General features: G+C 63.1%; 19 protein-coding genes and 1 pseudogene. 12 read left to right on the top strand and 8 right to left on the bottom strand.

What is annotated here, in order from left to right; all coding sequences use genetic code 11:
* Nucleotides 1-116 precede the first annotated feature (116 nt).
* The 6 genes from kdpB to NKI70_RS13725 all read left to right on the top strand — a co-directional run bounded on the left by kdpB (nt 117) and on the right by NKI70_RS13725 (nt 7,363).
* Nucleotides 117-2,210, top strand: coding sequence for a potassium-transporting ATPase subunit KdpB (gene kdpB, locus NKI70_RS13750; RefSeq protein ID WP_352698509.1), 2,094 nt, complete (start codon nt 117-119; stop codon nt 2,208-2,210).
* 12 nt (nt 2,211-2,222) lie between these two features.
* Nucleotides 2,223-2,792 (top strand): potassium-transporting ATPase subunit KdpC, encoded by a 570-nt coding sequence (gene kdpC / locus NKI70_RS13745; protein WP_023675296.1) that lies wholly within the window; start codon nt 2,223-2,225, stop codon nt 2,790-2,792.
* Nucleotides 2,793-2,845: 53 nt separating this feature from the next.
* On the top strand, nt 2,846-5,587 hold the full coding sequence (locus tag NKI70_RS13740) for a DUF4118 domain-containing protein (protein ID WP_352588308.1): 2,742 nt from the start codon (nt 2,846-2,848) through the stop codon (nt 5,585-5,587).
* Nucleotides 5,584-6,276, top strand: a complete 693-nt coding sequence (locus NKI70_RS13735; protein WP_023675295.1) for a response regulator transcription factor — start codon at nt 5,584-5,586, stop codon at nt 6,274-6,276. The genes NKI70_RS13740 and NKI70_RS13735 overlap by 4 nt, the downstream gene beginning before the upstream one ends.
* A gap of 141 nt (nt 6,277-6,417) precedes the next feature.
* Nucleotides 6,418-6,723: a hypothetical protein gene (locus NKI70_RS13730; protein WP_023675294.1), complete on the top strand. Its 306-nt coding sequence runs from the start codon at nt 6,418-6,420 to the stop codon at nt 6,721-6,723.
* Between the two features lie 130 nt (nt 6,724-6,853).
* Nucleotides 6,854-7,363: an NUDIX hydrolase gene (locus NKI70_RS13725; RefSeq protein WP_352465927.1), complete on the top strand. Its 510-nt coding sequence runs from the start codon at nt 6,854-6,856 to the stop codon at nt 7,361-7,363.
* 78 nt (nt 7,364-7,441) lie between these two features.
* Here the strand turns inward: NKI70_RS13725 and NKI70_RS13720 are convergent, their stop codons facing one another.
* The 6 genes and pseudogenes from NKI70_RS13720 to NKI70_RS13695 all read right to left on the bottom strand — a co-directional run bounded on the left by NKI70_RS13720 (nt 7,442) and on the right by NKI70_RS13695 (nt 13,431).
* The gene (locus tag NKI70_RS13720) at nt 7,442-8,293 is read right to left on the bottom strand and encodes a citryl-CoA lyase (protein WP_352465928.1); all 852 of its coding nucleotides are present in this window, start codon (nt 8,291-8,293) and stop codon (nt 7,442-7,444) included.
* Nucleotides 8,290-9,473, bottom strand: a pseudogene (locus NKI70_RS13715) (CaiB/BaiF CoA transferase family protein). Before NKI70_RS13715 ends, NKI70_RS13720 begins: the two are co-directional and overlap by 4 nt.
* 15 nt (nt 9,474-9,488) lie before the next feature.
* Nucleotides 9,489-11,012, bottom strand: a complete 1,524-nt coding sequence (locus NKI70_RS13710; RefSeq protein WP_023675290.1) for a tripartite tricarboxylate transporter permease — start codon at nt 11,010-11,012, stop codon at nt 9,489-9,491.
* A 4-nt stretch (nt 11,013-11,016) separates the two neighbouring features.
* Nucleotides 11,017-11,550: a tripartite tricarboxylate transporter TctB family protein gene (locus tag NKI70_RS13705; RefSeq protein WP_023675289.1), complete on the bottom strand. Its 534-nt coding sequence runs from the start codon at nt 11,548-11,550 to the stop codon at nt 11,017-11,019.
* Between the two features lie 158 nt (nt 11,551-11,708).
* A complete protein-coding gene (locus tag NKI70_RS13700) occupies nt 11,709-12,686 on the bottom strand; it encodes a Bug family tripartite tricarboxylate transporter substrate binding protein (RefSeq protein ID WP_023675288.1) in 978 nt (325 codons plus the stop codon).
* A 205-nt stretch (nt 12,687-12,891) separates the two neighbouring features.
* Nucleotides 12,892-13,431, bottom strand: a complete 540-nt coding sequence (locus NKI70_RS13695) for a GNAT family N-acetyltransferase (protein ID WP_352568213.1) — start codon at nt 13,429-13,431, stop codon at nt 12,892-12,894.
* Nucleotides 13,432-13,657: 226 nt separating this feature from the next.
* On the opposite strand from NKI70_RS13695, the gene NKI70_RS13690 reads away from it, so the two are divergent.
* The 4 genes from NKI70_RS13690 (at nt 13,658) to NKI70_RS13675 (ending at nt 17,341) form a co-directional block, all read left to right on the top strand.
* Nucleotides 13,658-14,113 carry a DUF2214 family protein gene (locus NKI70_RS13690; protein WP_023675286.1) on the top strand — a complete coding sequence of 152 codons (456 nt, stop codon included), beginning with the start codon at nt 13,658-13,660 and terminating at the stop codon, nt 14,111-14,113.
* A gap of 182 nt (nt 14,114-14,295) precedes the next feature.
* Complete coding sequence (locus NKI70_RS13685; RefSeq protein ID WP_023675285.1) at nt 14,296-15,273, top strand: tripartite tricarboxylate transporter substrate-binding protein; 978 nt, start codon at nt 14,296-14,298, stop codon at nt 15,271-15,273.
* Between the two features lie 79 nt (nt 15,274-15,352).
* Nucleotides 15,353-15,820 (top strand): tripartite tricarboxylate transporter TctB family protein, encoded by a 468-nt coding sequence (locus NKI70_RS13680; RefSeq protein WP_023675284.1) that lies wholly within the window; start codon nt 15,353-15,355, stop codon nt 15,818-15,820.
* Nucleotides 15,821-15,829: 9 nt separating this feature from the next.
* Nucleotides 15,830-17,341 (top strand): tripartite tricarboxylate transporter permease, encoded by a 1,512-nt coding sequence (locus tag NKI70_RS13675; RefSeq protein ID WP_023675283.1) that lies wholly within the window; start codon nt 15,830-15,832, stop codon nt 17,339-17,341.
* Between the two features lie 34 nt (nt 17,342-17,375).
* Here NKI70_RS13675 and nth read toward each other — a convergent pair whose 3' ends face one another.
* Entirely contained in the window at nt 17,376-18,197 is an 822-nt protein-coding gene (gene nth, locus NKI70_RS13670; protein WP_023675282.1) for an endonuclease III, read from the bottom strand.
* 22 nt (nt 18,198-18,219) lie between these two features.
* On the opposite strand from nth, the gene NKI70_RS13665 reads away from it, so the two are divergent.
* Nucleotides 18,220-18,714: a DUF2244 domain-containing protein gene (locus NKI70_RS13665; protein ID WP_023675281.1), complete on the top strand. Its 495-nt coding sequence runs from the start codon at nt 18,220-18,222 to the stop codon at nt 18,712-18,714.
* Nucleotides 18,715-18,723: 9 nt separating this feature from the next.
* Here the strand turns inward: NKI70_RS13665 and NKI70_RS13660 are convergent, their stop codons facing one another.
* A complete protein-coding gene (locus NKI70_RS13660; protein WP_352698503.1) occupies nt 18,724-19,539 on the bottom strand; it encodes a class I SAM-dependent methyltransferase in 816 nt (271 codons plus the stop codon).
* 115 nt (nt 19,540-19,654) lie between these two features.
* On the opposite strand from NKI70_RS13660, the gene NKI70_RS13655 reads away from it, so the two are divergent.
* Nucleotides 19,655-20,545, top strand: coding sequence for a methylated-DNA--[protein]-cysteine S-methyltransferase (locus tag NKI70_RS13655; protein WP_031211349.1), 891 nt, complete (start codon nt 19,655-19,657; stop codon nt 20,543-20,545).
* Nucleotide 20,546 lies beyond the last annotated feature (1 nt).

The raw sequence follows: 20,546 nt of genomic DNA, 5'->3' as shown, positions 1-20,546 counted from the left end.
ACATTCCTCGCTATTGCGGCAGCCTTGATCATGATCTGGCTGCTGGCTTACGGGCCGCCGCACCTTCGTTCGGCACACGATCGACCGGTCAACAACATCGACACTGGAGCTACCAAATGAGCCCGTCGAAATCCGTGAGCATCATGGATACCCGCATTCTGTGGCCCGCTATCGGCGGTTCCTTCAGAAAACTGAACCCGCGCACCTTGATGCGAAACCCGGTAATGTTTGTCGTCGCCGTCGTCTCGGCGCTCACCACCGTGCTGTTCGTCAAGGATCTCGTTACCAGCGGCGGCGATCTTGGCTTCACGCTGCAGATCATCATCTGGCTGTGGTTCACCGTGCTCTTCGCCAATTTCGCCGAAGCGGTGGCCGAAGGCCGCGGCAAGGCGCAAGCTGACTCGCTGCGTCGGGCGCGAACCGAGACGCAGGCCAAGCTGTTGAACGGTGGCGACCGCAGCAAGTTCAAACTGGTGCCCGGCACCAGCCTGAAGGTCGGCGACATCGTGCTTGTCGAAGCCGGCGACATCATCCCCTCGGACGGCGAGGTGGTCGAAGGCGTGGCGTCGGTCAACGAGGCGGCCATCACCGGCGAATCCGCACCGGTCATCCGCGAATCCGGAGGCGATCGTTCGGCGGTGACCGGCGGCACGCAGGTCTTGTCCGACTGGATCCGCGTGCGCATCACCGCGGCTGCCGGTCATACGTTCCTCGACCGCATGATCTCGCTGGTCGAGGGCGCCGAGCGCCAGAAGACACCCAACGAGATCGCGCTCAACGTCCTGCTCGTCGGCATGACGCTGATCTTCGTGCTGGCGACGGCGACGATCCCGAGCTTCGCCTCGTATTCGGGCGGCTATATCTCGGTGACCGTGCTGGTCGCCCTGTTCGTTACCCTGATTCCGACCACAATTGGCGCCCTGCTGTCGGCTATCGGCATTGCCGGCATGGACCGCCTGGTGCGCTTCAACGTGCTCGCCATGTCGGGCCGCGCCGTCGAGGCGGCCGGCGATGTCGACACGCTGCTGCTCGACAAGACCGGAACCATCACGCTGGGCAACCGTCAGGCGACGGCATTTCGTCCGGTCAAGGGCGTCACCGAACAAGAACTGGCCGACGCGGCTCAGCTTGCCTCGCTTGCCGACGAAACGCCGGAAGGCCGCTCGATCGTCGTCCTGGCGAAGGAAAAATACGCCATCCGCGCCCGCGACATGGCAAGTCTGCATGCGACTTTCGTGCCCTTCACCGCGCAAACCCGCATGAGCGGTGTCGATCTGGAAGGCTCCTCGGTCCGCAAGGGCGCAGTCGATGCGGTACTTGCCCACGTCAACCTCTCGACCGTTGCCACAGGCAGTACGCGCCCCGGCAGCGACACCGTCCGCGACCTTCAGGCGATCGCCGACGAGATCGCCAAATCGGGTGGCACTCCACTCGCGGTAGAGCGCGACGGGCGCCTGCTCGGCGTCGTCCATCTGAAGGACATCGTCAAGGGCGGCATCGCAGAACGCTTTGCCGAATTGCGCCGCATAGGCATCCGCACGGTGATGATCACCGGCGATAATCCGATGACCGCGGCGGCGATCGCGGCGGAAGCCGGCGTCGACGACTTCCTTGCCCAGGCGACGCCCGAGGACAAGTTGAAGCTGATCCGCGACGAGCAGGCCAAAGGCAAACTGGTCGCGATGTGCGGCGATGGCACCAACGATGCGCCGGCCCTTGCGCAGGCCGATGTCGGCGTTGCCATGAACACCGGCACGGTCGCGGCGCGCGAGGCCGGCAACATGGTCGATCTCGACAGCGATCCGACCAAGCTGATCGAGATCGTCGAAATCGGCAAGGCGCTCCTGATGACGCGTGGCTCGCTGACCACCTTCTCCATCGCCAACGACGTGGCCAAGTATTTTGCCATCATCCCGGCAATATTCGCCGTCTTCTACATCGCCCCGGGCCAGACCGCCGGGCCGCTGCAATCGCTCAATGTCATGCATCTGGCGACGCCGCAGAGCGCTATCCTCTCGGCCATCATCTTCAACGCGCTGATCATCATTGCGCTGATCCCGCTGTCGCTGAGGGGCGTCAAATACCGCGCGGTCGGCGCCGGTGCGCTGCTCAGCCGCAATCTCATTGTCTATGGCCTTGGCGGCGTCGTAGTGCCCTTCGTCGGCATCAAGATGATCGACATGGCCATCACCGCTCTCGGTCTCGCCTAAGGAACCACGTCGATGCTCAATCAAATCAGGCCCGCGATCGTCATGATCGTCTTCTTCACCATTCTGACGGGTTTGGTCTATCCGATCGGCATGACCGGCATTGCCCAGGCGCTGTTTTCGCGCCAGGCCAATGGCAGCCTGATCGAGAAGGACGGCAAGCTCGTCGGTTCCGAGCTGATCGGCCAGGCTTTCGAAAGCGACCGCTACTTCCATGGCCGCCCGTCGGCTGCCGGCGACGGCTACAATGCCGCCGCCTCGGGCGGCTCGAATCTCGGCCCGACCAACCCGAAGCTCATCGACAGGATCAAGAGCGACGCCGAAAAGCTGAGAGCCGAAAACCCGAGCCAGCCGGTACCGATGAATCTGGTCACCACGTCCGGCAGCGGCCTCGATCCGCATATCAGCCCCGATGCGGCCTATTTTCAGGTTGCCAGGGTGGCCAAGGCCAGGGGCGTCGATGAATCCAGGATCAAATCGCTTGTCGACAGCCATGTCGAAGATCGCGAATTGGGATTCATCGGCGAGGCGGTGGTCAATGTGCTGGCCCTCAACCTTGCGCTGGACGATGCGATGAAACAGTGAAGGACCGGCGCCGGGATCGACACCGAAGCCGGCGCCGTTCATGATTGACCCTTATGCCAGACGACAGCCGCACCGCCGAAACCAGGCCCTCTCCCGACGCGCTGCTTGAGCACGCCGAGCGGGAGGAGCGCGGTCGCCTGAGGATATTTCTCGGCGCCGCCCCCGGTGTCGGCAAGACCTACGAGATGCTGATGTCGGGCCGCGCCAGGCTGGCCGACGGGGTCGACGTGGTGATCGGCATCGTCGAGACGCACGGCCGCAAGGAAACCCAGACGCTGGTCGAAGGCTACGAGGTCATTCCTCGCCTTGAGATCGATTACAAGGGGCGGATCCTTGAGGAGATGAATCTCGACGCCATCCTCGCCCGGCACCCGGCCCTAGTTCTGGTCGACGAACTCGCCCACACCAACGTCGCCGGCAGCCGTCACCCCAAGCGCTATCTCGACGTCCAGGAAATCCTGACGCACGGCATCGATGTCTACACGACGCTGAATATCCAGCACGTCGAGAGCCTGAACGATGTCGTGGCGCAGATCACCCGCGTCAGGGTGCGGGAAACTGTCCCCGACTCCATAATCGACCAGGCCGACGACATCGAGATCATCGACCTCACCCCCGACGATCTGATCAAGCGGCTTGAGGAAGGCAAGGTCTACATCCCCAGCACAGCCCAGCGCGCCATCGAGAACTATTTCTCGCCGGGCAATCTGACGGCGCTCCGGGAATTGGCGCTCCGCCGCACTGCCCAGCGGGTCGACGAGCAGTTGCTGACCCACATGCAGGCCCACGCGATACCCGGGCCTTGGGCGGCGGGGGAAAGGGTTCTCGTCTGCGTCGATGCGCGTCCGGGCGGGGCGGCCCGTGTACGCTATGCGCGGAGGTTGGCCGACCGGCTCCGCGCCCCTTGGACGGCGCTTCATGTCGATACCCCTCATTCAGCGGCCATGCCCGAGGAGGACAAGGATCGGCTGGCGACGCAGCTGCGCCTTGCCGAGCAGCTCGGTGCCGAGGTGACGACCATTCCGGGTCAGAACGTCGCGCAAGACATCGTTCGGCATGCGACGGCGAACAACTTCACCCATATCGTGATCGGCAGGCCGACCCGATCGCGCTGGCGGGAATTGATCGAAGGCTCGCTCACTTACGATCTCATCCGCAATGCCGGCGACATCAGCGTCCATGTCATTTCGGGAAACGAACGCAACGCCGAGGCGACGTCGAGGACCGTCAAGGCGGCGGACGAGCAGTGGCAGTTCGAGATCTGGCCCTATCTCAGGGCCACGGCCTATGTTGTTGGCTCGCTCGCCTTCGCCGTTCTTCTCGACCAGTTTCTCGACGTCCGCAATCTGGCGATCATCTTTCTCATTGGGGTCCTGACGTCGGCGGTGACCGGCGGTCTCTGGCCGGCTTTGTATGCCTGCCTCATCAGCGCCATTGCCTTCAACTATTTCTTCCTGGAACCACGCTACACGCTGACGATCGAGGATCCGGAGAGCATCGTTGCGCTGGCTGTCTTCCTGGTTGTTGCGGTCATTGCCAGCAATCTAACAGCGCGCGTGCAGCGTCAGGCGGTCGCTGCGCGCTCGCGGGCACGCGCCACAGAAGATATTTATCTCTTCTCAAAGAAGCTCGCCGGCGCTGGGACGCTTGATGACGTTCTCTGGGCGACTGCCTTCCAGATCGCCTCGATGCTGAAGCTGCGCGTGGTGCTGCTTCTGCCGGAGAACGGCACAATTGCGGTCAAAGCCGGCTACCCACCCGACGACACGCTGGCCGAGGCCGACATCGCAGCAGCCCGCTGGGCCTGGGAGCATAACCGCGCCGCCGGGCGCGGCGCCGACACGCTGCCCGGAGCAAAGCGCCTCTATCTGCCCTTGCGGACCGGACGCACGGCGGTGGGCGTTGTCGGCCTCGACAACGACAAGCAAGGTCCGCTGCTGACACCCGAGCAGCAGCGTCTGCTCGATGCGCTCGCCGACCAGGCGGCGGTCGCCATCGAGCGCATCCAGCTCGTCGCCGATGTTGACCGGGCCAAGCTCGCGGCCGAGGCAGACCGTCTGCGCTCGGCCTTGCTCACCTCCATTTCCCACGATTTGAAGACGCCGCTTGCCGCCATCATGGGCGCGGCCGGAACACTCAGGGACTTCGAGGCCGCACTTCCCGAGCAGGACCGGACGGAACTGCTGTCGACCGTGCTCGATGAAGCGGAGAGGCTTAACCGCTTCATTGCCAATCTGCTCGATATGACCAAGATCGAATCCGGCACGATGGAGCCGAACTATGCGTTTCACTATCTCGGCGACATTGTCGGTTCAGCTCTGTATCGGGCCCGCAAAATCGTCGGCGAGCATAAGACCGAGATCGACATTCCATCGGATCTGCCGATGTTGCGGGTCGACCCCGTTCTGTTCGAACAGGTGCTGTTCAACCTCCTCGACAATGCTGCAAAATACGCGCCGCCAGGTTCGACGATCCGCCTGCAAGCCTGGGCCGACAACGGCTTCGTCATCCTGCAGATCATGGATGAGGGACCAGGCATTCCGCCAGCGGATCTAGAGCGCGTTTTCGACACTTTCTACCGTGTGCGCAAGGGTGACCAGGTGCGTGCCGGCACGGGGCTCGGCCTGTCGATTTGCCGCGGCTTCATCGAAGCGATGGGCGGGACGCTCTCGGCGGCAAACAGGTCCGACCGCTCGGGGGCGGTTTTCACCATCAGGATGCAACTGGTGCCGGCGGAACTGCCCAACCTCGGCGAACCCGATGCGGGCCATCAAAATATGGACGATCTGGCATGACGAGCCTGGACGTCAGGATATTGGTGGTCGACGATGAACCGCCGATCCGGAAACTGCTTCGCGTCGGGCTTGGCAGCCAAGGCTATGCGATCAGCGAGGCGCCGAACGCCAGGGCGGCGATTGAACTCATCGAGACGGAAAAGCCGGACCTTGTCCTGCTCGATCTCGGCCTCCCCGGCATGAGCGGCCATGATTTGCTGCGCAAATGGCGGGATGATGGCCTGGACATTCCCGTGGTTATTCTTTCCAGCCGCACTGATGAGGCCGGCATCGTGTCCGCCCTCGAACTCGGCGCCGACGACTATGTCACCAAGCCGTTCGGTATGAACGAGCTTGTCGCACGCATCCGCGTAGCGCTTCGCCACAAGTTTCAGCAGCAGGGTGAGAGACCGGTGTTCCAAACCGGCGACCTCTCCGTCGATCTGGTGAAGCGCGTCGTCAAGGTCGAGGACAAGGAGATAAAGCTCTCGCCGAAGGAATACGACATTCTTCGCACCTTGGTGCAGCACGCCGGCAAGGTTCTCACCCACCAGTTCCTGCTGAAGCAGGTCTGGGGCGATTCCACCGACGTTCAATATCTCAGAGTCTATGTCCGGCAACTCAGGCTAAAGATTGAGAAGACGCCCGACCAGCCCCGCTATATCACGACCGAGACCGGCGTCGGATACCGGCTGCGCGAAGTCGATTGACGCGAGGAGCATCCGAAGCCGAAATGCCTCTTCCAATCCGCTTCAAATCAGCGGCGGCCATGGTGTCGTCGGACAAAAGCCCTATATTAAGGAAAGATCGGTTTTGTGCGGGAAAGATCGGTTTTGTGCGGGAATGAATGGATGTCACGGCTTCGTCTATTGACGTTTTTAGGGTCGGCAATGCTGACCGCGGCGATGCTGTCGGGCGTAAATCCTGCTGCATCGGCACAGGTCGTCAGTCCCGCCGACCGCAACGTGTTGATCCAGCAAGACCAGTTGCAGATGTTGGAGAACAGGCTGCGGCGGCAGCAATACCAGCAGCAGCAACAGCAGTACCGTGCCCAGGATCGCCAAATCCCAACACCGCAACGGCAGGAGGTGCCGCAGATGAGGCCAACTTGCCAGTTGCTGCCGTCGGGGAGCGGCTTTGTCAGCACCTGCCGCTGACGACCGGCCCTTTCCATTTATTTAGCCGACTTATATATTGTGGAAACCGCTCCGCTTGCGCCCCATTGAAAGCGGCCGACTTTGCAACGCTGCCCTTGCCGTTTGGGCACCGCCTCGACTGGATTATCGAATGGCAGCCAGCAAGAAGAAGGTCGTACGCAAGGCAAGGGAGGGCGACCGGATTCGCCAGGTCGCGGCGATTCCGTTTCGGCTGAACGAGCATGGCGAAGTCGAGGTGATGCTGGTCACATCGCGAACGACAAGGCGCTTTATTGTGCCGAAGGGCTGGCCGATGAAGGGCAAGAGCGGCCGCAAGGCGGCCACCATCGAAGCACAGGAAGAAGCCGGCGTTCTCGGCAAGACACTGAAACAGCCGGCCGGCACCTATTGCTACTGGAAGCGGCTGGCGAACCGCTTCGTCCGTGTCGACGTCGTCGTCTATTTGCTGGAGGTAACCGAGGAACTTGCCGACTGGCAGGAATCCAAGAGGCGTCAGCGTGCGTGGCTGGCACCAGCCGACGCGGCGTTGCTCATCGACGAGCCGGATCTTTCGACGCTGGTGAGGAACATCAGGATTGCCGAGCTGGAGCATAATCCCAAAAAGCAGGGTCCGGCGTTCGGAAAAGATCCCGCTCAATAGAAGATGGAGGCCTGCCCCGACTGTGTCGGGATGGAATTGGTTCCAGCGCCCGCCGCCGCCGTCTCTTGAACCGATGCCTCACTGACTGCCATCGTCTTCCTCGGGCAGAGGCCGCGCCGGCGTGCCGGTATAGGCCCACAGCCATTCGCGCGGCAGCGGCCCCTTGTTGCGGTCGCTTTCCTGCGACTGTTCCCACGCATGTGCGAGGATGCCGACCGAGCGCGACAGCACGAAAAGGCCGCGCGTCAGCGGCGGCGGAAAGCCGAGCTCGCCGTAGATGACGGCCGTGGCGCCGTCGATATTGAGCGGGATTTTTTTGCCCTTGCGCCGCGCCACCTCGGCCTCGATCGCCTCGGCGATATCGGCGAAGCGCCCGCTGACGATGCCGCGCGCGGCAAAGTCGCGGGTTAGCTCGATGAGGCGGGGCGCCCGCGGGTCGACCGGATGGAAACGATGGCCGAGCCCGGGCACATAACCGTTTTCCCCGGCAAGGAAACGATCGAGCCGCGCCGACACGGCGTCCGCAAGCGGCATGCCGGCGTCCAGTTCGGCAGCGATGTCTCCGTAGAAGGAAAGCGCCTGTTCGCCGGCGCCGCCATGCACATCGCCAAGCACGTTGACGGCTGATGCCATGGCGCTGTTGATGCCGACGCCGCAGGTGATCGCCATACGGGCGATGGCGATCGACGGCGCCTGCGGCCCATGGTCGACGGCAGCACCCAGCGCGATGCCAAGCAGCGCCGCCTGCTCCTCGCTTGGCGTTTCGCCGCGCAGCATGAGCCAGATCATTGCCGGAAAGCTGACGCGACCGATCAGATCCTGGATTTCATAGCCGCGCAGCCGGATGACGCCGGGGCGCATCTCGATGATGCCGGTCTGCCACCATTCCTCGCCGCGCGCGCGACCAGTCTTGTTTTGCGTTCCGCTCATGCCTTCGCTCTTTTCTTGGCGCGTGGCGGCAGGTCGGCAAAAACCTCGTCCATATGCTCGCCCAGCCCCGGCGGCGGCCTGCTCGGCAAAGGTGCCTTGCCATCGACCATGAAGCCGCCGCGCACCACGGTCAGCGGCTTGTCCATTCCGGACACAGCCTGGAAGCGCGCCGTCATGCCGCGCTCGATCACCTGTTGCTCCTGCAGAACCTGCGGGATCGTCAGCACCCGGCCGGCCGGCACGCCGGCGCGATTGAACGTCTCCTCCCAGGCGGCGGCCGAGCCGCTCGCCAGGGCGTCCTCGATCAACGCCTTCAATGCGATGCGGTTCTGCTTGCGCGTTTCGCGCTCGGCAAAGCGGACATCCGCCGCCAACTCCGGCCGGCCGATCAACCGGCACAGTGTGACGAACTGCTCTTGCTTGTTGGCGGCGATGTTGAGCAAGCCGTCGCCGGTGCGAAACGCGCCAGACGGTGCGGCCGTCATGTTTTCATTGCCCATCGGCTGCGGCTCGACGTCCGCCGTCAGATAGTTCGACACCGGCCAGCCGAGCGCAGAAAGCGTGCATTCGAGCATCGACACGTCCAGGAACGCGCCCTCGCCTGTCGTCTTCTGCTTGACCAATGCGGCGGTAATGGCGAACGCTCCGACCAGCCCGCCAAGCGTATCGGCAACCGGATAGCCGACACGCAGCGGCGCCGTTTCCGGTGTACCGGTGATGCTCATGATGCCGGAAAGACCTGGATGATCTGGTCGTAGGCTGGATTGTCGCGCATCGGCCCGGTCTGGCCGAAGCCCGATATCGCACAATAGACAAGGCTTGGCCGGACCTCCTTCAGCCTGGCATGGCCAAGCCCCAGCCGGTCCATTACGCCGGGGCGGAAATTCTCGACCAGCGCGTCGGCCGAAGCGACCAGATCGAGGAAGCGTTCGCGGTCGGCCTCCTGCTTGAGATCGAGCGCCACCGAGCGTTTGCCGGCATTCTGCGCCAGGAACGAAGCGCCCATGCCCGCCCGGTTGAGCTCCGGCGAGGCGCCGAGCTGGCGCGCCAGATCACCGCCTTGCGGCGTCTCGACCTTGATGACGTCGGCCCCGAGCAACGCCAGCTGGTAGGCGCAATAGGGGCCGGCCAGCACATTGGTCAGGTCAAGGATGCGGATGCCGGAAAGCAGGTCTGTCATGACGTCACGAACAGCTCAGGCATCGCCCGGCACGTGCTCCGGTCCACGCATGCGTCTGTGCTCGATGTAGGCCCAGATATGCGGTCCAACCAGCCCGATGAAGGCCAGCGTCAGCAGCGTCAGCGACAGCGGATGCTTGTAGAACACCGTCCAATCGCCATTCGAGATGGTCATCGCGCGGCGGAACTGCGTTTCGGCAAGCGGCCCGAGAATCATGCCGATGATGACGGGCGCGGTCGGGAAATCGAAACGCCGCATCAGGAAACCGGCGGCACCGAGCAGATAGAGGATGACGAGGTCGATCGGCGATTGCGAGATGCCGTAGGTGCCGACCGTGGCGAACACCAGGATGCCGGCATAGAGCTGCGGCGCCGGGATCTTCAGCAATCGCACCCAGAGCCCGATCAGCGGCAGGTTGAGGACGACGAGGATGACATTGGCGATGAACAGGCTGGCGATCAGCCCCCACACCAGGTCGGCCTGCGTCGTCAGCAGCAGCGGCCCCGGATTGATGCCGTAGCTCTGGAACGCCGACAGCATGATCGCGGCCGTCGCCGAGGTCGGCAGGCCGAGCGTCAGCATCGGCACCAGCACGCCGGCCGCGGATGCATTGTTGGCCGCTTCCGGCCCGGCAACGCCCTCGATGGCGCCGACCGTGCCGAACTCCTCCTTGTGTCTGGAGAGTTTCTTCTCGATCGCATAGGAGAGGAAGGTCGGGATTTCGGCGCCGCCGGCCGGCATGGCGCCGATCGGGAAGCCGATCAGGGCGCCGCGCAGCCATGGCCTCCACGAGCGCGACCATTCGGCCGCGGTCATGTAGAGCGACCCTTTCAACGGCACGATGTCGTCCTTGCCGGCATAGCGGCGCGAGGCCATGTAAAGCGTCTCGCCAACGGCGAACAGGCCAACGGCGACGACGATGACGTCGACGCCGTCGAGCAATTCGCTCATGCCGAAGGTGAAGCGCGGCTGCCCCGTCTGCAGGTCGACGCCAATCATGCCGACGACGAAGCCGACGAACAGGCTGGTCAGGCCGCGCACCGACGACGAGCCGAGCACCGCCGAAACCGTGATGAAGGCCAGCACCATCAGCGAGAAATATTCGGCCGGGCCGAAGGCCAGCGCGAATTTGACGACGATCGGCGCCAGGAAGGCAACGCCGATCGTGCCCAGCGTGCCGGCGACGAAGGAGCCGATCGCCGAGGTCGCCAGGGCCGCACCGCCACGGCCGGAGCGGGCCATCCGGTTGCCTTCCAGCGCGGTGACGATGGTGGCGCTTTCGCCAGGCGTGTTGAGCAGGATCGATGTCGTCGAGCCGCCATACATGGCGCCGTAGTAGATGCCGGCAAACAGGATGAAGGATGCCTCCGGCGCCACCTGATAGGTGATCGGCAACAGCAGCGCGATGGTCAGTGCCGGCCCGAGGCCGGGCAGCACGCCGATCGCAGTCCCCAGCGTGGTGCCGACCAGGCACCATATGAGATTGATCGGCGAGAAGGCGACCGAAAATCCGTGCGCGAGATGGCCGAGCGTTTCCATGGCGTCAGCCCCTCAGCATGGCAACGACCGAATCGACGATCGCGTTCAGCTGGTTTTCGATGAAGCCGGCGCCGATATTGACGCCAAGCGCCCTGGCAAAGCCGAAATAGGCGGCCAGCGCCAGGATCAGCCCGAGCAGCACGTCACGCAGCGGACGCCGGCTGCCGAAACCGTGGCAGATGAGAACGAACATGATGACAGATGCCGCGGTAAAGCCGAGCGGCTGGATCAGCACCAGGTTGGCGATCAGTCCGAGGGCGGCGATGCCCATCGCCTTCCAGTCGGTCGGCGTCTCCTTTTCGTCCTCCGGCTGCCAGCCGCCCCGCAAGGCGGCAATGATGAGCAGCAGCGACAGGATCACCATCCCGGTCATGGTGATGTAGGGAAAGACGGTCGGACCGACCTTGGAATAGAGCGGCGACACCGGGATTGCCAGCGTCTGCCAGGCAACCGCACCGGCACAGGCGAGGAGCCCGACGCCGATCAGCAGTTCGGGTACTGCAAGGCGCGGCGGCGCCGGCTGGTCGCTGGTGCTCATCATCGTCCTCCCAATGTCGGTCCCTTGGGGCCGGTTCTCCTTGGACCGGTCTCACTCGGCCGATCCCGGCGTAGTTTCACCTCCGGCGCCGCGTATGTCCATGCGGCTGGCGAAAGTCGGCAAGGGTTGGCGCAGGCTGCCGCCCCTTGCCGAGAGCATCACGCTAGGCCGAGGTCCTTGAGGATCGTCCCGATGCGGGCCGTGTCTTCTGCGACGAATTTCGCATAATCGTCACCGGTGAGCAGGATCTGCGTCCAGTTGCGGTTCTTGCATTCGGTGGCCCAGGCGTCGCTCTTGGCCATGGTCTCGATCAGCTTGATCATTGCTGCCTTGTCGGCGTCCGAGACGCCGGGCGGTGCGAAGACGCCGCGCCAGTTGAACAGCTCGACATCGATGCCGGCTTCCTTCATCGTCGGCGCATCGATTCCCTCCTGGCGTTTATCCGCGGAGATGGCCAGCAGCCGCAGCGCACCCGCCTTGACCTGTTCGGCGAACTCGCCATAGCCGGAGATGCCGGCCGCGACCTGGTTGCCGAGCAGCGCCGAGAGCGCCTCGCCGCCGCCGGCAAACGGCACATAGGAGAGATTGGTGGCCGGAACACCGACGGTCTTGGCGATGAGGCCGAACAAGATGTGGTCCGAGCCGCCAGCCGAACCGCCGGCGACCGGAACCTGCGTCGGGTCGGCTTTGAGGGCGGCAACAAAGTCGGCCGCAGTCTTGAATGGCGAGGCGGCCGGCACCACAAGCGCCTCGAACTCGCCGGTGAGGCGGGCGATTGGCGTGACCTCGGTAAGGTTGTTAGCCGCCTTGTTGGCGATGATCGCGCCGACCATGACCATGCCAGCCAACATCAGCGCATTGCCCTTGCCCTTCCACTGGTTGACGAATTGCGGCAGGCCGACAGTACCGCCGGCGCCGCCGACATTGGTGATCTGCGAGCCGGAGATCAGTTTTTCGCCGCGCAGCACCTGGTCCATGGCGCGCGCCGTCTGGTCCCAGCCGCCGCCCGGCGCCGCCGGCACGAAAATCTGCAGCTGCGGTGCGTCCTGCGCGAAGGCGGGGATAAAATGCGATGCCGCCAGTCCGGCAGCACCTGCTGCAGCGGTGCTCATCAAGAATCGGCGTCTGTTCAGCATGGGATTCCTCCAAATCGCGACACCTCCTCCGGTGCCTGCCAGAAACGTGGCCTGACTTCAGACCCGCTCGATAAAATTCATGCAGAGTTTGCGTCTTCCTGTCAAAGACAGAACACGCCGCATGCGGCACAATCGGCCTGTGCGATCTTCAGGCAGGCGAACTCGACGCCGGACGACGTGGCAGGCAGAGGCCAGACAGCGTCCGTCAGGGCTGCCGCTCCAGCAGGATGGTCGGCTTGCCTTGGTAGACGGTTCGCAGCACTTCGCCATAACCGCATTTTGCCGCGACGTTCAGCGAGCCGGTGTTTTCCGGATCGATGATGCAGACGGTCTTCGCGGCTGCAAATGCCTCATCGCCCCAGGCAAGCACCCGTGCGACGACTTCGCTGGCCAACCCGTGGCCATGCGCGCCCGCAACCAGAGCCCAGCCGGTCTCCGGAATGCCCTCGATCGAGGGCGTCATGTCGCGTTTCAGATCGTGAAAGCCGGCCTCGCCGATGAAGCGGCCGGTGGCCTTTTCCTCGATCGCCCAGAAGCCGTAGCCCAGAAGCGACCACAGGCCGGCGTGGCGTAGGAAGCGCATCCAGCTTTCCTCCCGCGTGCGCGGCTTGCCGCCGATAAAGCGGGTGACGACGGGATCGGCCCACATCGCGACGTAGGCGTCGAAATCGTCAAGCCGGTGCGGCCGCAGGACCGTGCGCGAGGTCTCAATCACTGGGGCGACAATTGTATGCGGACTGGCCATGGTCATGTCTCGGTTGTGTTGCCGGTGCCTAATGCAGGTCTTCCAAAAGTGGGGACAGCGACACGCTCGAGACGGGAAATCCAAATCCGTTGCGAAAAACAAGAGCCAAGCCTGTGTAGATCATCTTCCAGGCTGATGTGAATCCTGCCAGGCGGTGTTAGTTTTTCTCCAGTACTGGTTCAGGCGCGTTGGGTTTCGGCGCTGCCGTCCGACAGAGGGGAACAGCATGGACACCACCGACCTTGTGCTTGCCATTTTCCATCATCTGCTGGTGTTTTCGCTGGCAGGCATCATCGGCGCCGAGTTCGTCCTGATCCGCAGCGACTTGTCCGCCGCGACGCTGAAGCGGCTTGTCGGCATCGATCGCCACTACGGCATCATCGCCATGCTGATCATCGTCGCCGGCATCGGCCGCGTCATCTATGGTCTCAAGGGCTGGGAATTCTACGTCTACAACTGGATGTTCTGGGCAAAGATGGCCGCTTTCGCAATTGTCGGCCTGTTGTCGATTATCCCGACCGTCCGATTCCTGTCCTGGAACAGGCAGGCGAGCGCCAGTCCCGGCTTCCAGGTGCCTGCGGCGGAGCTAGCGTCCGTTCGCACCTATGTCCGCACCGAGGCATCGATCTTCCTATTGATCCCGGTGTTCGCGGCGGCGATGGCGCGCGGCTATGGCTACTAGCATAGGTTGGAGGAAGGGCATCGCACGGCCCATCCTTCCCACTCATTTGCGCGGATAGACGTGCAGTTTGCCGTTTGAGCCCGATTGTCATTTGTCGGGTTGCGCTAGTTATTGCTCCATCTACAGTCGGTTTTAGAGGAATCCGCGCAGCGGTTGGCAATCATATCCTGGGAGGAAACACGATGCGAAAATTCATCGCCGCGCTGGCTGTCGCTGCGGCCGCCATGCTTTACCCACCGGCCGCTGGCGCGCAGACCTACCCCGAACGCACCATCACCATTGTCGTGCCGTTTTCGGCCGGCGGCCCTACTGACACCGTCACGCGTCTTGTCGCGGAAGCCATGTCGAAGGACCTCGGCCAGCAGGTCATCGTCGAGAATGTCGGCGGCGCCGGCGGCACACTGGGCGCCGGCCGCGTCGCAAATGCCGAGCCTGACGGCTACACGCTGCTCCTCCATCACATCGGCATGGCGACAAGTGCTACGCTCTACAGAAAGCTCGCCTACGACACGCTGAACGCATTCGAATATGTCGGCCTCGTCACCGAGGTGCCGATGACCATCGTCGGCCGCAAGGACCTCGAGCCGACCGATCTGAAGGGGCTGGTCGACTACGCCAAGGCCAACAAGGACAGCATCACCGTTGCCAATGCCGGGATCGGTGCCGCCTCGCATCTGTGCGGCATGCTGTTTATGAGCGCCATCGGCACGCCGCTGGTCACCGTACCCTACAAGGGCACCGGCCCGGCCATGACCGATCTTCTCGGCGGCCAGGTCGACATCATGTGCGACCAGACGACCAATACCACCAAGCAGATCCAGGGCGGCACGATCAAGGCTTATGCCGTAACCTCGCCGCAACGGCTAGACGTGCTGCCGGACGTGCCGACGACGATAGAGGCCGGTCTTCCCCAGGTGCAGGTCGGCATCTGGCACGGCATCTATGCACCCAAGGGCACGCCGGCCGAGATCACCGAACGCCTGTCGAAATCTCTGCAGGTGGCGCTGAAGGACCAGAACGTCGTCGCCCGATTTGCCGAACTCGGCACCAAGCCGTCGCCCGAGGCCGATGCCACGCGGGCCGCGCTCAAGGCCAAGCTGGAAAGTGAGATTGCGCGCTGGAAGCCGATCATCGAAGCGGCCGGCCAGTACGCCGACTAAAGGTTTTTAACGGGGCGCCGCCAGCGCCCCGTTTTTACACCGGCATCGGCACGCCCGTGAGGCGGGCCGGGAGGACGCCATGAAACCTTTCGCAATCGACAGAACCAACGGCATATGCGCCGCGCTGTTGATCTTTATTGGCGCCTTTTTCGCGCTGCAGTCGCTGGGCCTCGAAATCGGCACCGCCTTTCGCATGGGGCCGGGCTATTTCCCGCTGGTGCTGGCAATTGTGCTCATTCTGCTCGGCGCCGTCATCCTAGTCGAGGCAGTGCGCTTCGAGAGCGAGCCGATCGGTTACATTGCGTGGCGCGGCATGCTGTTCATCCTGCCTGCTCCGATCTTCTTCGGCCTGACGGTGCGCGGCCTCGGCTTCATCCCGTCGATCTTCCTGACGGCGCTGATCGCATCTTTCGGTAGCGGCCGTATGAAGCCGCTGACTGCACTCGTGCTGTCAGCCGGCCTGACGCTGTTCGCATTCGTCGTCTTCAGCTACGCACTCGGCCTGCCGTTTCGGCGTTTCGGCCCGTGGTTGCCAACGTCGTTGTGAGGAGATGAAATGGAACTCCTCAACAACCTCGCACTCGGCTTTTCGACAGCCACATCTTTGGCAAACCTCGGTTTCTGCCTGATCGGCGTCCTTCTCGGCACGCTGATTGGCGTCCTGCCCGGCATCGGTGCCACCGCAACCATCGCCATGCTGTTGCCGATCACCTTCCAGATCGGCGACCCGGTTTCCTCTCTCATCATGCTCGCCGGTATCTATTACGGCGCGCAGTATGGCGGCTCGACCACCGCCATTCTCATCAACATGCCCGGCGAATCCTCGTCGGCCGTCACCGCAATCGATGGCTATCAGATGGCCAGGAACGGCCGCGCCGGAGCAGCCCTGGCGACCGCGGCGATAGGCTCGTTCTTTGCCGGCACGGTGTCGACCTTCCTCGTCGCCATCTTCGCCCCACCGCTGACGGCGATAGCGCTGAGATTCGGCGCGCCCGAGTATTTTTCGCTGATGATCGTCGGCCTGGTCTCGTCCGTCGCGCTCGCCCACGGCTCGATCGTCAAGGCACTGGCCATGGTCGTGCTCGGCCTGCTGCTCGGCCTTGTCGGCACCGATATCTACACCGGCACACCCCGATTCACGCTCGGCATCCGCGAATATGCCGACGGGCTGAATTTCGTCGCAGTGGCGGTCGGCGTCTTCGGCGTCGCCGAGATACTGCGCAACCTCGAAAACGAGCATGAGCGTTCCGTGCTGATCCGAAAGATCTCCGGCCTTATGCCGACCCGCGAAGATTTTCGGCGCATGGCGGCTCCCATCGTGCGCGGGACAATCATCGGTTCGGCGCTCGGCATCCTGCCGGGAGGCGGCGCGATCCTTGCCGCCTTTGCCTCCTACACCGTCGAAAAACGTGTCTCGAAAAATCCCGGGGAATTCGGCAAGGGCGCCATCGAAGGCGTCGCCGGACCGGAATCGGCCAACAATGCCGGCGCCCAAACCTCCTTCATCCCGATGCTGACGCTCGGCATTCCGGCCAACCCGGTAATGGCGCTGATGATCGGCGCGATGATCATCCAGGGCATCGTGCCCGGCCCCAATGTCGCCATCGAACAGCCTGCACTGTTTTGGGGTATCATCACCTCGATGTGGATCGGCAATCTGATGCTGATCATCTTGAACCTGCCGCTGATCGGGCTTTGGGTGAAACTTCTTACCATCCCCTACTATGTGCTCTTCCCGATCATCATGGCGTTCTGCTCGATCGGCGTTTACAGCGTCAACACCAACGTCTACGACCTCTATGCCGTCGCCTTCTTCGGCTTGCTTGGCTACCTCCTGACCAAGCTGCGCTGCGAACCTGCGCCGCTGCTGCTCGGCTTCGTGCTCGGCCCGCTGCTCGAGGAAAACCTACGCCGCGCCATGATCCTCTCGCGCGGCGATCCGAGCACCTTCGTGACGCGGCCGATCAGCGCCAGCCTGCTCCTCATCGCGCTTGCCGTGCTCGTCATCGTGTTTCTCCCCGCGGTCAGGAAGAAGCGCGAGGAGGTGTTCGTCGAGGAGAGTTCCTGAATGTGGACGGCGCCACATACGAGGAACTTCAGAGTCACTTGCCGGGCACTGACTCAGTAGCCGCTTCTACTGGCCCGAGCGGCGCGATCTCGACCAGCGGTGCAGGCACGCTGGTCGTCTTTTCCTTGGCCTTGCAGATATCGGCGATGACGCAGGCCGGGCAATCCGGCTTGCGCGCCTTGCAGACATAGCGGCCGTGCAGGATCAGCCAATGATGCGCGTGCCGCATATATTCATCCGGAATGATCTTCAGGAAACCTTGCTCGACCTGTTCCGGCGTCTTGCCCGGCGCCAGGCCGAGCCTGTTACCGATGCGGAAGATGTGCGTGTCGACCGCCATCGTATGCTGGCCGAATGCCACGTTGAGCACGACGTTGGCGGTCTTGCGGCCGACACCCGGCAGCTCGACCAGTTGATCGCGATCCTCAGGCACCTCGCCGCCATGGTCGCGGATCAGCGCCTCCGACAGCGCGATGACGTTCTTGGCCTTGTTGCGCCATAGCCCGATGGTGCGGATATGGTCGCCGAGCTTGGCCTCGCCTAGCGCCAGCATCTTTTGCGGCGTGTCGGCGATTTTGAACAGCGCCCGCGTCGCCTTGTTGACGCCGGCGTCCGTCGCCTGAGCCGAAAGCACCACCGCCACCAACAGCGTGAAGGCGTTGATATGTTCGAGCTCGCCCCTCGGTTCCGGCCGCTGAACGGAAAAGCGCCGGAAAATCTCATGCACCTCGGCCGCGCTGTAAAGCGCCCGCGATCTCGCCGGCCGCGGACGCGGCTTGACGTTCGAGCCGTCGCGGCGGCCGGGCAACAGGTCTTTTTTTAGCGCAGAAGAGTTTTTGGGCTTGGGGCTTGTCATTGCCTTCCTATAATATTCCCCAATGAGCGACACAAACGCCTCATTTCAGGCCGACGAGCCATTTTTCCAGGCGCTGCTGACACCGCACCGGTCGCTGGGCAAGACCGGCTTTGCCATCCTGATGGGCGCCCTGCTGTTCGGCTGGCTGGTGACCGGAGCTTTTTTTCTGTCGCGCGGCGCCTGGCCGGTGTTCGGCTTCTTCGGCCTCGACGTGATCGCCGTCTACATCGCCTTCCGCGCCAATTATCGTGCCGCCCGGGCTCGCGAGGAGGTATCGGTGTCGCGCACCAGCCTCGACATCCGCAAGACTGCCCCGTCAGGCAAATCGGAAGCACACCGCTTCAATCCGTTCTGGGCGCGCTTTTCGATCGCCCGCCACGCCGAGATCGGCATCACCAGAATGGCGGTCGAGGCGCAAGGAAAAACCGTCTCGATCGGCGGCTTCCTCAACCCTGCCGACCGCGAAAGTTTTGCCACCGCATTTTCGCGCGCTCTGGCAGCCGCCAAGGCGCGCTGAGCCAGCGTTTCAGAACCGATAGCGCAACAGCCTGCCGATCTTGCGCAATGCTGGAATGTATTTCCAAAGGCGAACGAACAGTTTCGCGAACCAGCGCATGCGAGCGGCATGTTCCGGCTTATAGGCAGGGATGTCCTCGACGAACCGCAGCTTCGGAACGGCTCGCTCCAATTCATGCGGGTTCTCGATGCTCCAGTGGACCTCGGCGCCGGTGGCGCGGAAGGAGGAATTGAGGCGAATGATCTTCAGTCCCAGGCGACTATAGGCATCGAAAACCAGTTCGCCGCTCGAAAGATGTCCCACCAAACGAGAAAACAGTTGCTGCCCCTCCTCGGCACCCAGGTAGGGAGTCAGGCCTTCCGCCACGACTATGGCCGGGCGATCCCGAGGTACTTTGTTCAGCCATCCAGGTTCGGTGACCGACGAAGCGATCAGATGGTAGTGATCCCGCACTGGATAGAGCTTGCGCCTGAGATCGATGACTTCGGGATAGTCGACGTCGAACCAGTCCACGCCGGCTGGCGGGTCGATACGGAATATGCGCGTATCGAGCCCACACCCGAGATGCAGTACGATGGCGTCAGGATTTCGGGGGAGAAAGTCCTGAACGCAGACGTCCAGCGTCTTTGCCCTGATTGCTAGACCGACGCCGAGATTGTTGTCGACCTTGAGCCGTGAGAAATCATAGTCGATGTTGCGCACCGCCTCGTCGGCAAAGTAGTCCCTGAGCAGCGAATTGGGCAGCCGGCTCTCCAGCGCCTTGCCGTAAAGTGTTAAAAGCAAAGTCTCCTTTGCCCCGGTCAGGTTTACTTTTTCACCAGCCACGACCGTCCTCCCCATTCAAAGCCCAGCTCTATCTGGGTACATGCCGCGGGAAAGCAAGTTTCGGGTGGTGATCGGCGCCGCGAAGGACGATATTCGCACTCAAGGAGATACTGCCATGAACGCCCAAATGCCTCTCAAAACGACAGCAATCCTTCAGAAAGACATCACGCCTGAAGGTGGAGACTACGAAATCGTCCGTCGTGCCATCGAAAAGATCAGCCTCGACTATCGCGACCAGCCCTCGTTGGAAGTGCTGGCCGAGGAGGTCGGCGAGACACCGACCGGGCTGCAGAAGCTGTTCACCCGCTGGGCCGGCCTGTCGCCCAAGGCTTTTCTGCAGGCCGTCACCCTCGATCATGCGCGCAAGCTGCTCGATGCCGGCATGCCGCTGCTTGAAACCTCGTTCGAACTCGGCATGTCCGGCCCAGGCCGGCTGCACGATCTGTTCGTCACCCACGAAGCGATGTCGCCGGGCGATTACAAGACCCGCGGCGCAGGGCTCACCATCCGCTACGGCTATCATATCTCGCCTTTCGGCATCGCGCTGATCATGGTGACGGACCGCGGCCTTGCCGGCCTCGCCTTCAACGACCCCGGCGGCGAGCGTGCGGCCTTTGCCGACATGTCCAGCCGCTGGCCGAATGCGACCTATGTCGAGGACATGGCGGCGACGGCGCCCTATGCCGCGCGCATCTTCGATCCGTCGCTGTGGCGCGCCGACCAGCCGCTGCGCGTCGTCATGATCGGCACAGACTTCCAGGTCCGTGTCTGGGAGGCCTTGCTGCGTATTCCGATGGGCCAGGCCTGCACCTATTCCTCGATCGCCGCGCGCATCGGCGCACCGAGCGCCAGCCGGGCTGTCGGTGCCGCGGTCGGTGCCAATCCGATGTCCTTCGTCGTGCCGTGCCACCGGGCTCTCGGCAAGTCCGGCGCACTCACCGGCTACCATTGGGGCCTGACCCGAAAACGCGCCATCCTCGGCTGGGAGGCGGGACAGGTCTCTTGAA

This window comes from Mesorhizobium sp. M0500, assembly GCF_040321165.1.
Lineage (GTDB): Bacteria > Pseudomonadota > Alphaproteobacteria > Rhizobiales > Rhizobiaceae > Mesorhizobium.
The sequence above is the reverse complement of the archived record's forward strand: the minus strand, read 5'-3'. Positions and strand labels throughout refer to the sequence as shown.

What these genes read in the sequence shown, in the direction of transcription:
- kdpB (WP_352698509.1), top strand. Translation starts at nt 117, where the DNA reads ATGAGCCCGTCGAAATCCGTGAGCATCATGGATACCCGCATTCTGTGG.
- kdpC (WP_023675296.1), top strand. Translation starts at nt 2,223, where the DNA reads ATGCTCAATCAAATCAGGCCCGCGATCGTCATGATCGTCTTCTTCACC.
- NKI70_RS13740 (WP_352588308.1), top strand. Translation starts at nt 2,846, where the DNA reads ATGCCAGACGACAGCCGCACCGCCGAAACCAGGCCCTCTCCCGACGCG.
- NKI70_RS13735 (WP_023675295.1), top strand. Translation starts at nt 5,584, where the DNA reads ATGACGAGCCTGGACGTCAGGATATTGGTGGTCGACGATGAACCGCCG.
- NKI70_RS13730 (WP_023675294.1), top strand. Translation starts at nt 6,418, where the DNA reads ATGTCACGGCTTCGTCTATTGACGTTTTTAGGGTCGGCAATGCTGACC.
- NKI70_RS13725 (WP_352465927.1), top strand. Translation starts at nt 6,854, where the DNA reads ATGGCAGCCAGCAAGAAGAAGGTCGTACGCAAGGCAAGGGAGGGCGAC.
- NKI70_RS13720 (WP_352465928.1), bottom strand. Translation starts at nt 8,293, where the DNA reads ATGAGCGGAACGCAAAACAAGACTGGTCGCGCGCGCGGCGAGGAATGG.
- NKI70_RS13710 (WP_023675290.1), bottom strand. Translation starts at nt 11,012, where the DNA reads ATGGAAACGCTCGGCCATCTCGCGCACGGATTTTCGGTCGCCTTCTCG.
- NKI70_RS13705 (WP_023675289.1), bottom strand. Translation starts at nt 11,550, where the DNA reads ATGAGCACCAGCGACCAGCCGGCGCCGCCGCGCCTTGCAGTACCCGAA.
- NKI70_RS13700 (WP_023675288.1), bottom strand. Translation starts at nt 12,686, where the DNA reads ATGCTGAACAGACGCCGATTCTTGATGAGCACCGCTGCAGCAGGTGCT.
- NKI70_RS13695 (WP_352568213.1), bottom strand. Translation starts at nt 13,431, where the DNA reads ATGGCCAGTCCGCATACAATTGTCGCCCCAGTGATTGAGACCTCGCGC.
- NKI70_RS13690 (WP_023675286.1), top strand. Translation starts at nt 13,658, where the DNA reads ATGGACACCACCGACCTTGTGCTTGCCATTTTCCATCATCTGCTGGTG.
- NKI70_RS13685 (WP_023675285.1), top strand. Translation starts at nt 14,296, where the DNA reads ATGCGAAAATTCATCGCCGCGCTGGCTGTCGCTGCGGCCGCCATGCTT.
- NKI70_RS13680 (WP_023675284.1), top strand. Translation starts at nt 15,353, where the DNA reads ATGAAACCTTTCGCAATCGACAGAACCAACGGCATATGCGCCGCGCTG.
- NKI70_RS13675 (WP_023675283.1), top strand. Translation starts at nt 15,830, where the DNA reads ATGGAACTCCTCAACAACCTCGCACTCGGCTTTTCGACAGCCACATCT.
- nth (WP_023675282.1), bottom strand. Translation starts at nt 18,197, where the DNA reads ATGACAAGCCCCAAGCCCAAAAACTCTTCTGCGCTAAAAAAAGACCTG.
- NKI70_RS13665 (WP_023675281.1), top strand. Translation starts at nt 18,220, where the DNA reads ATGAGCGACACAAACGCCTCATTTCAGGCCGACGAGCCATTTTTCCAG.
- NKI70_RS13655 (WP_031211349.1), top strand. Translation starts at nt 19,655, where the DNA reads ATGAACGCCCAAATGCCTCTCAAAACGACAGCAATCCTTCAGAAAGAC.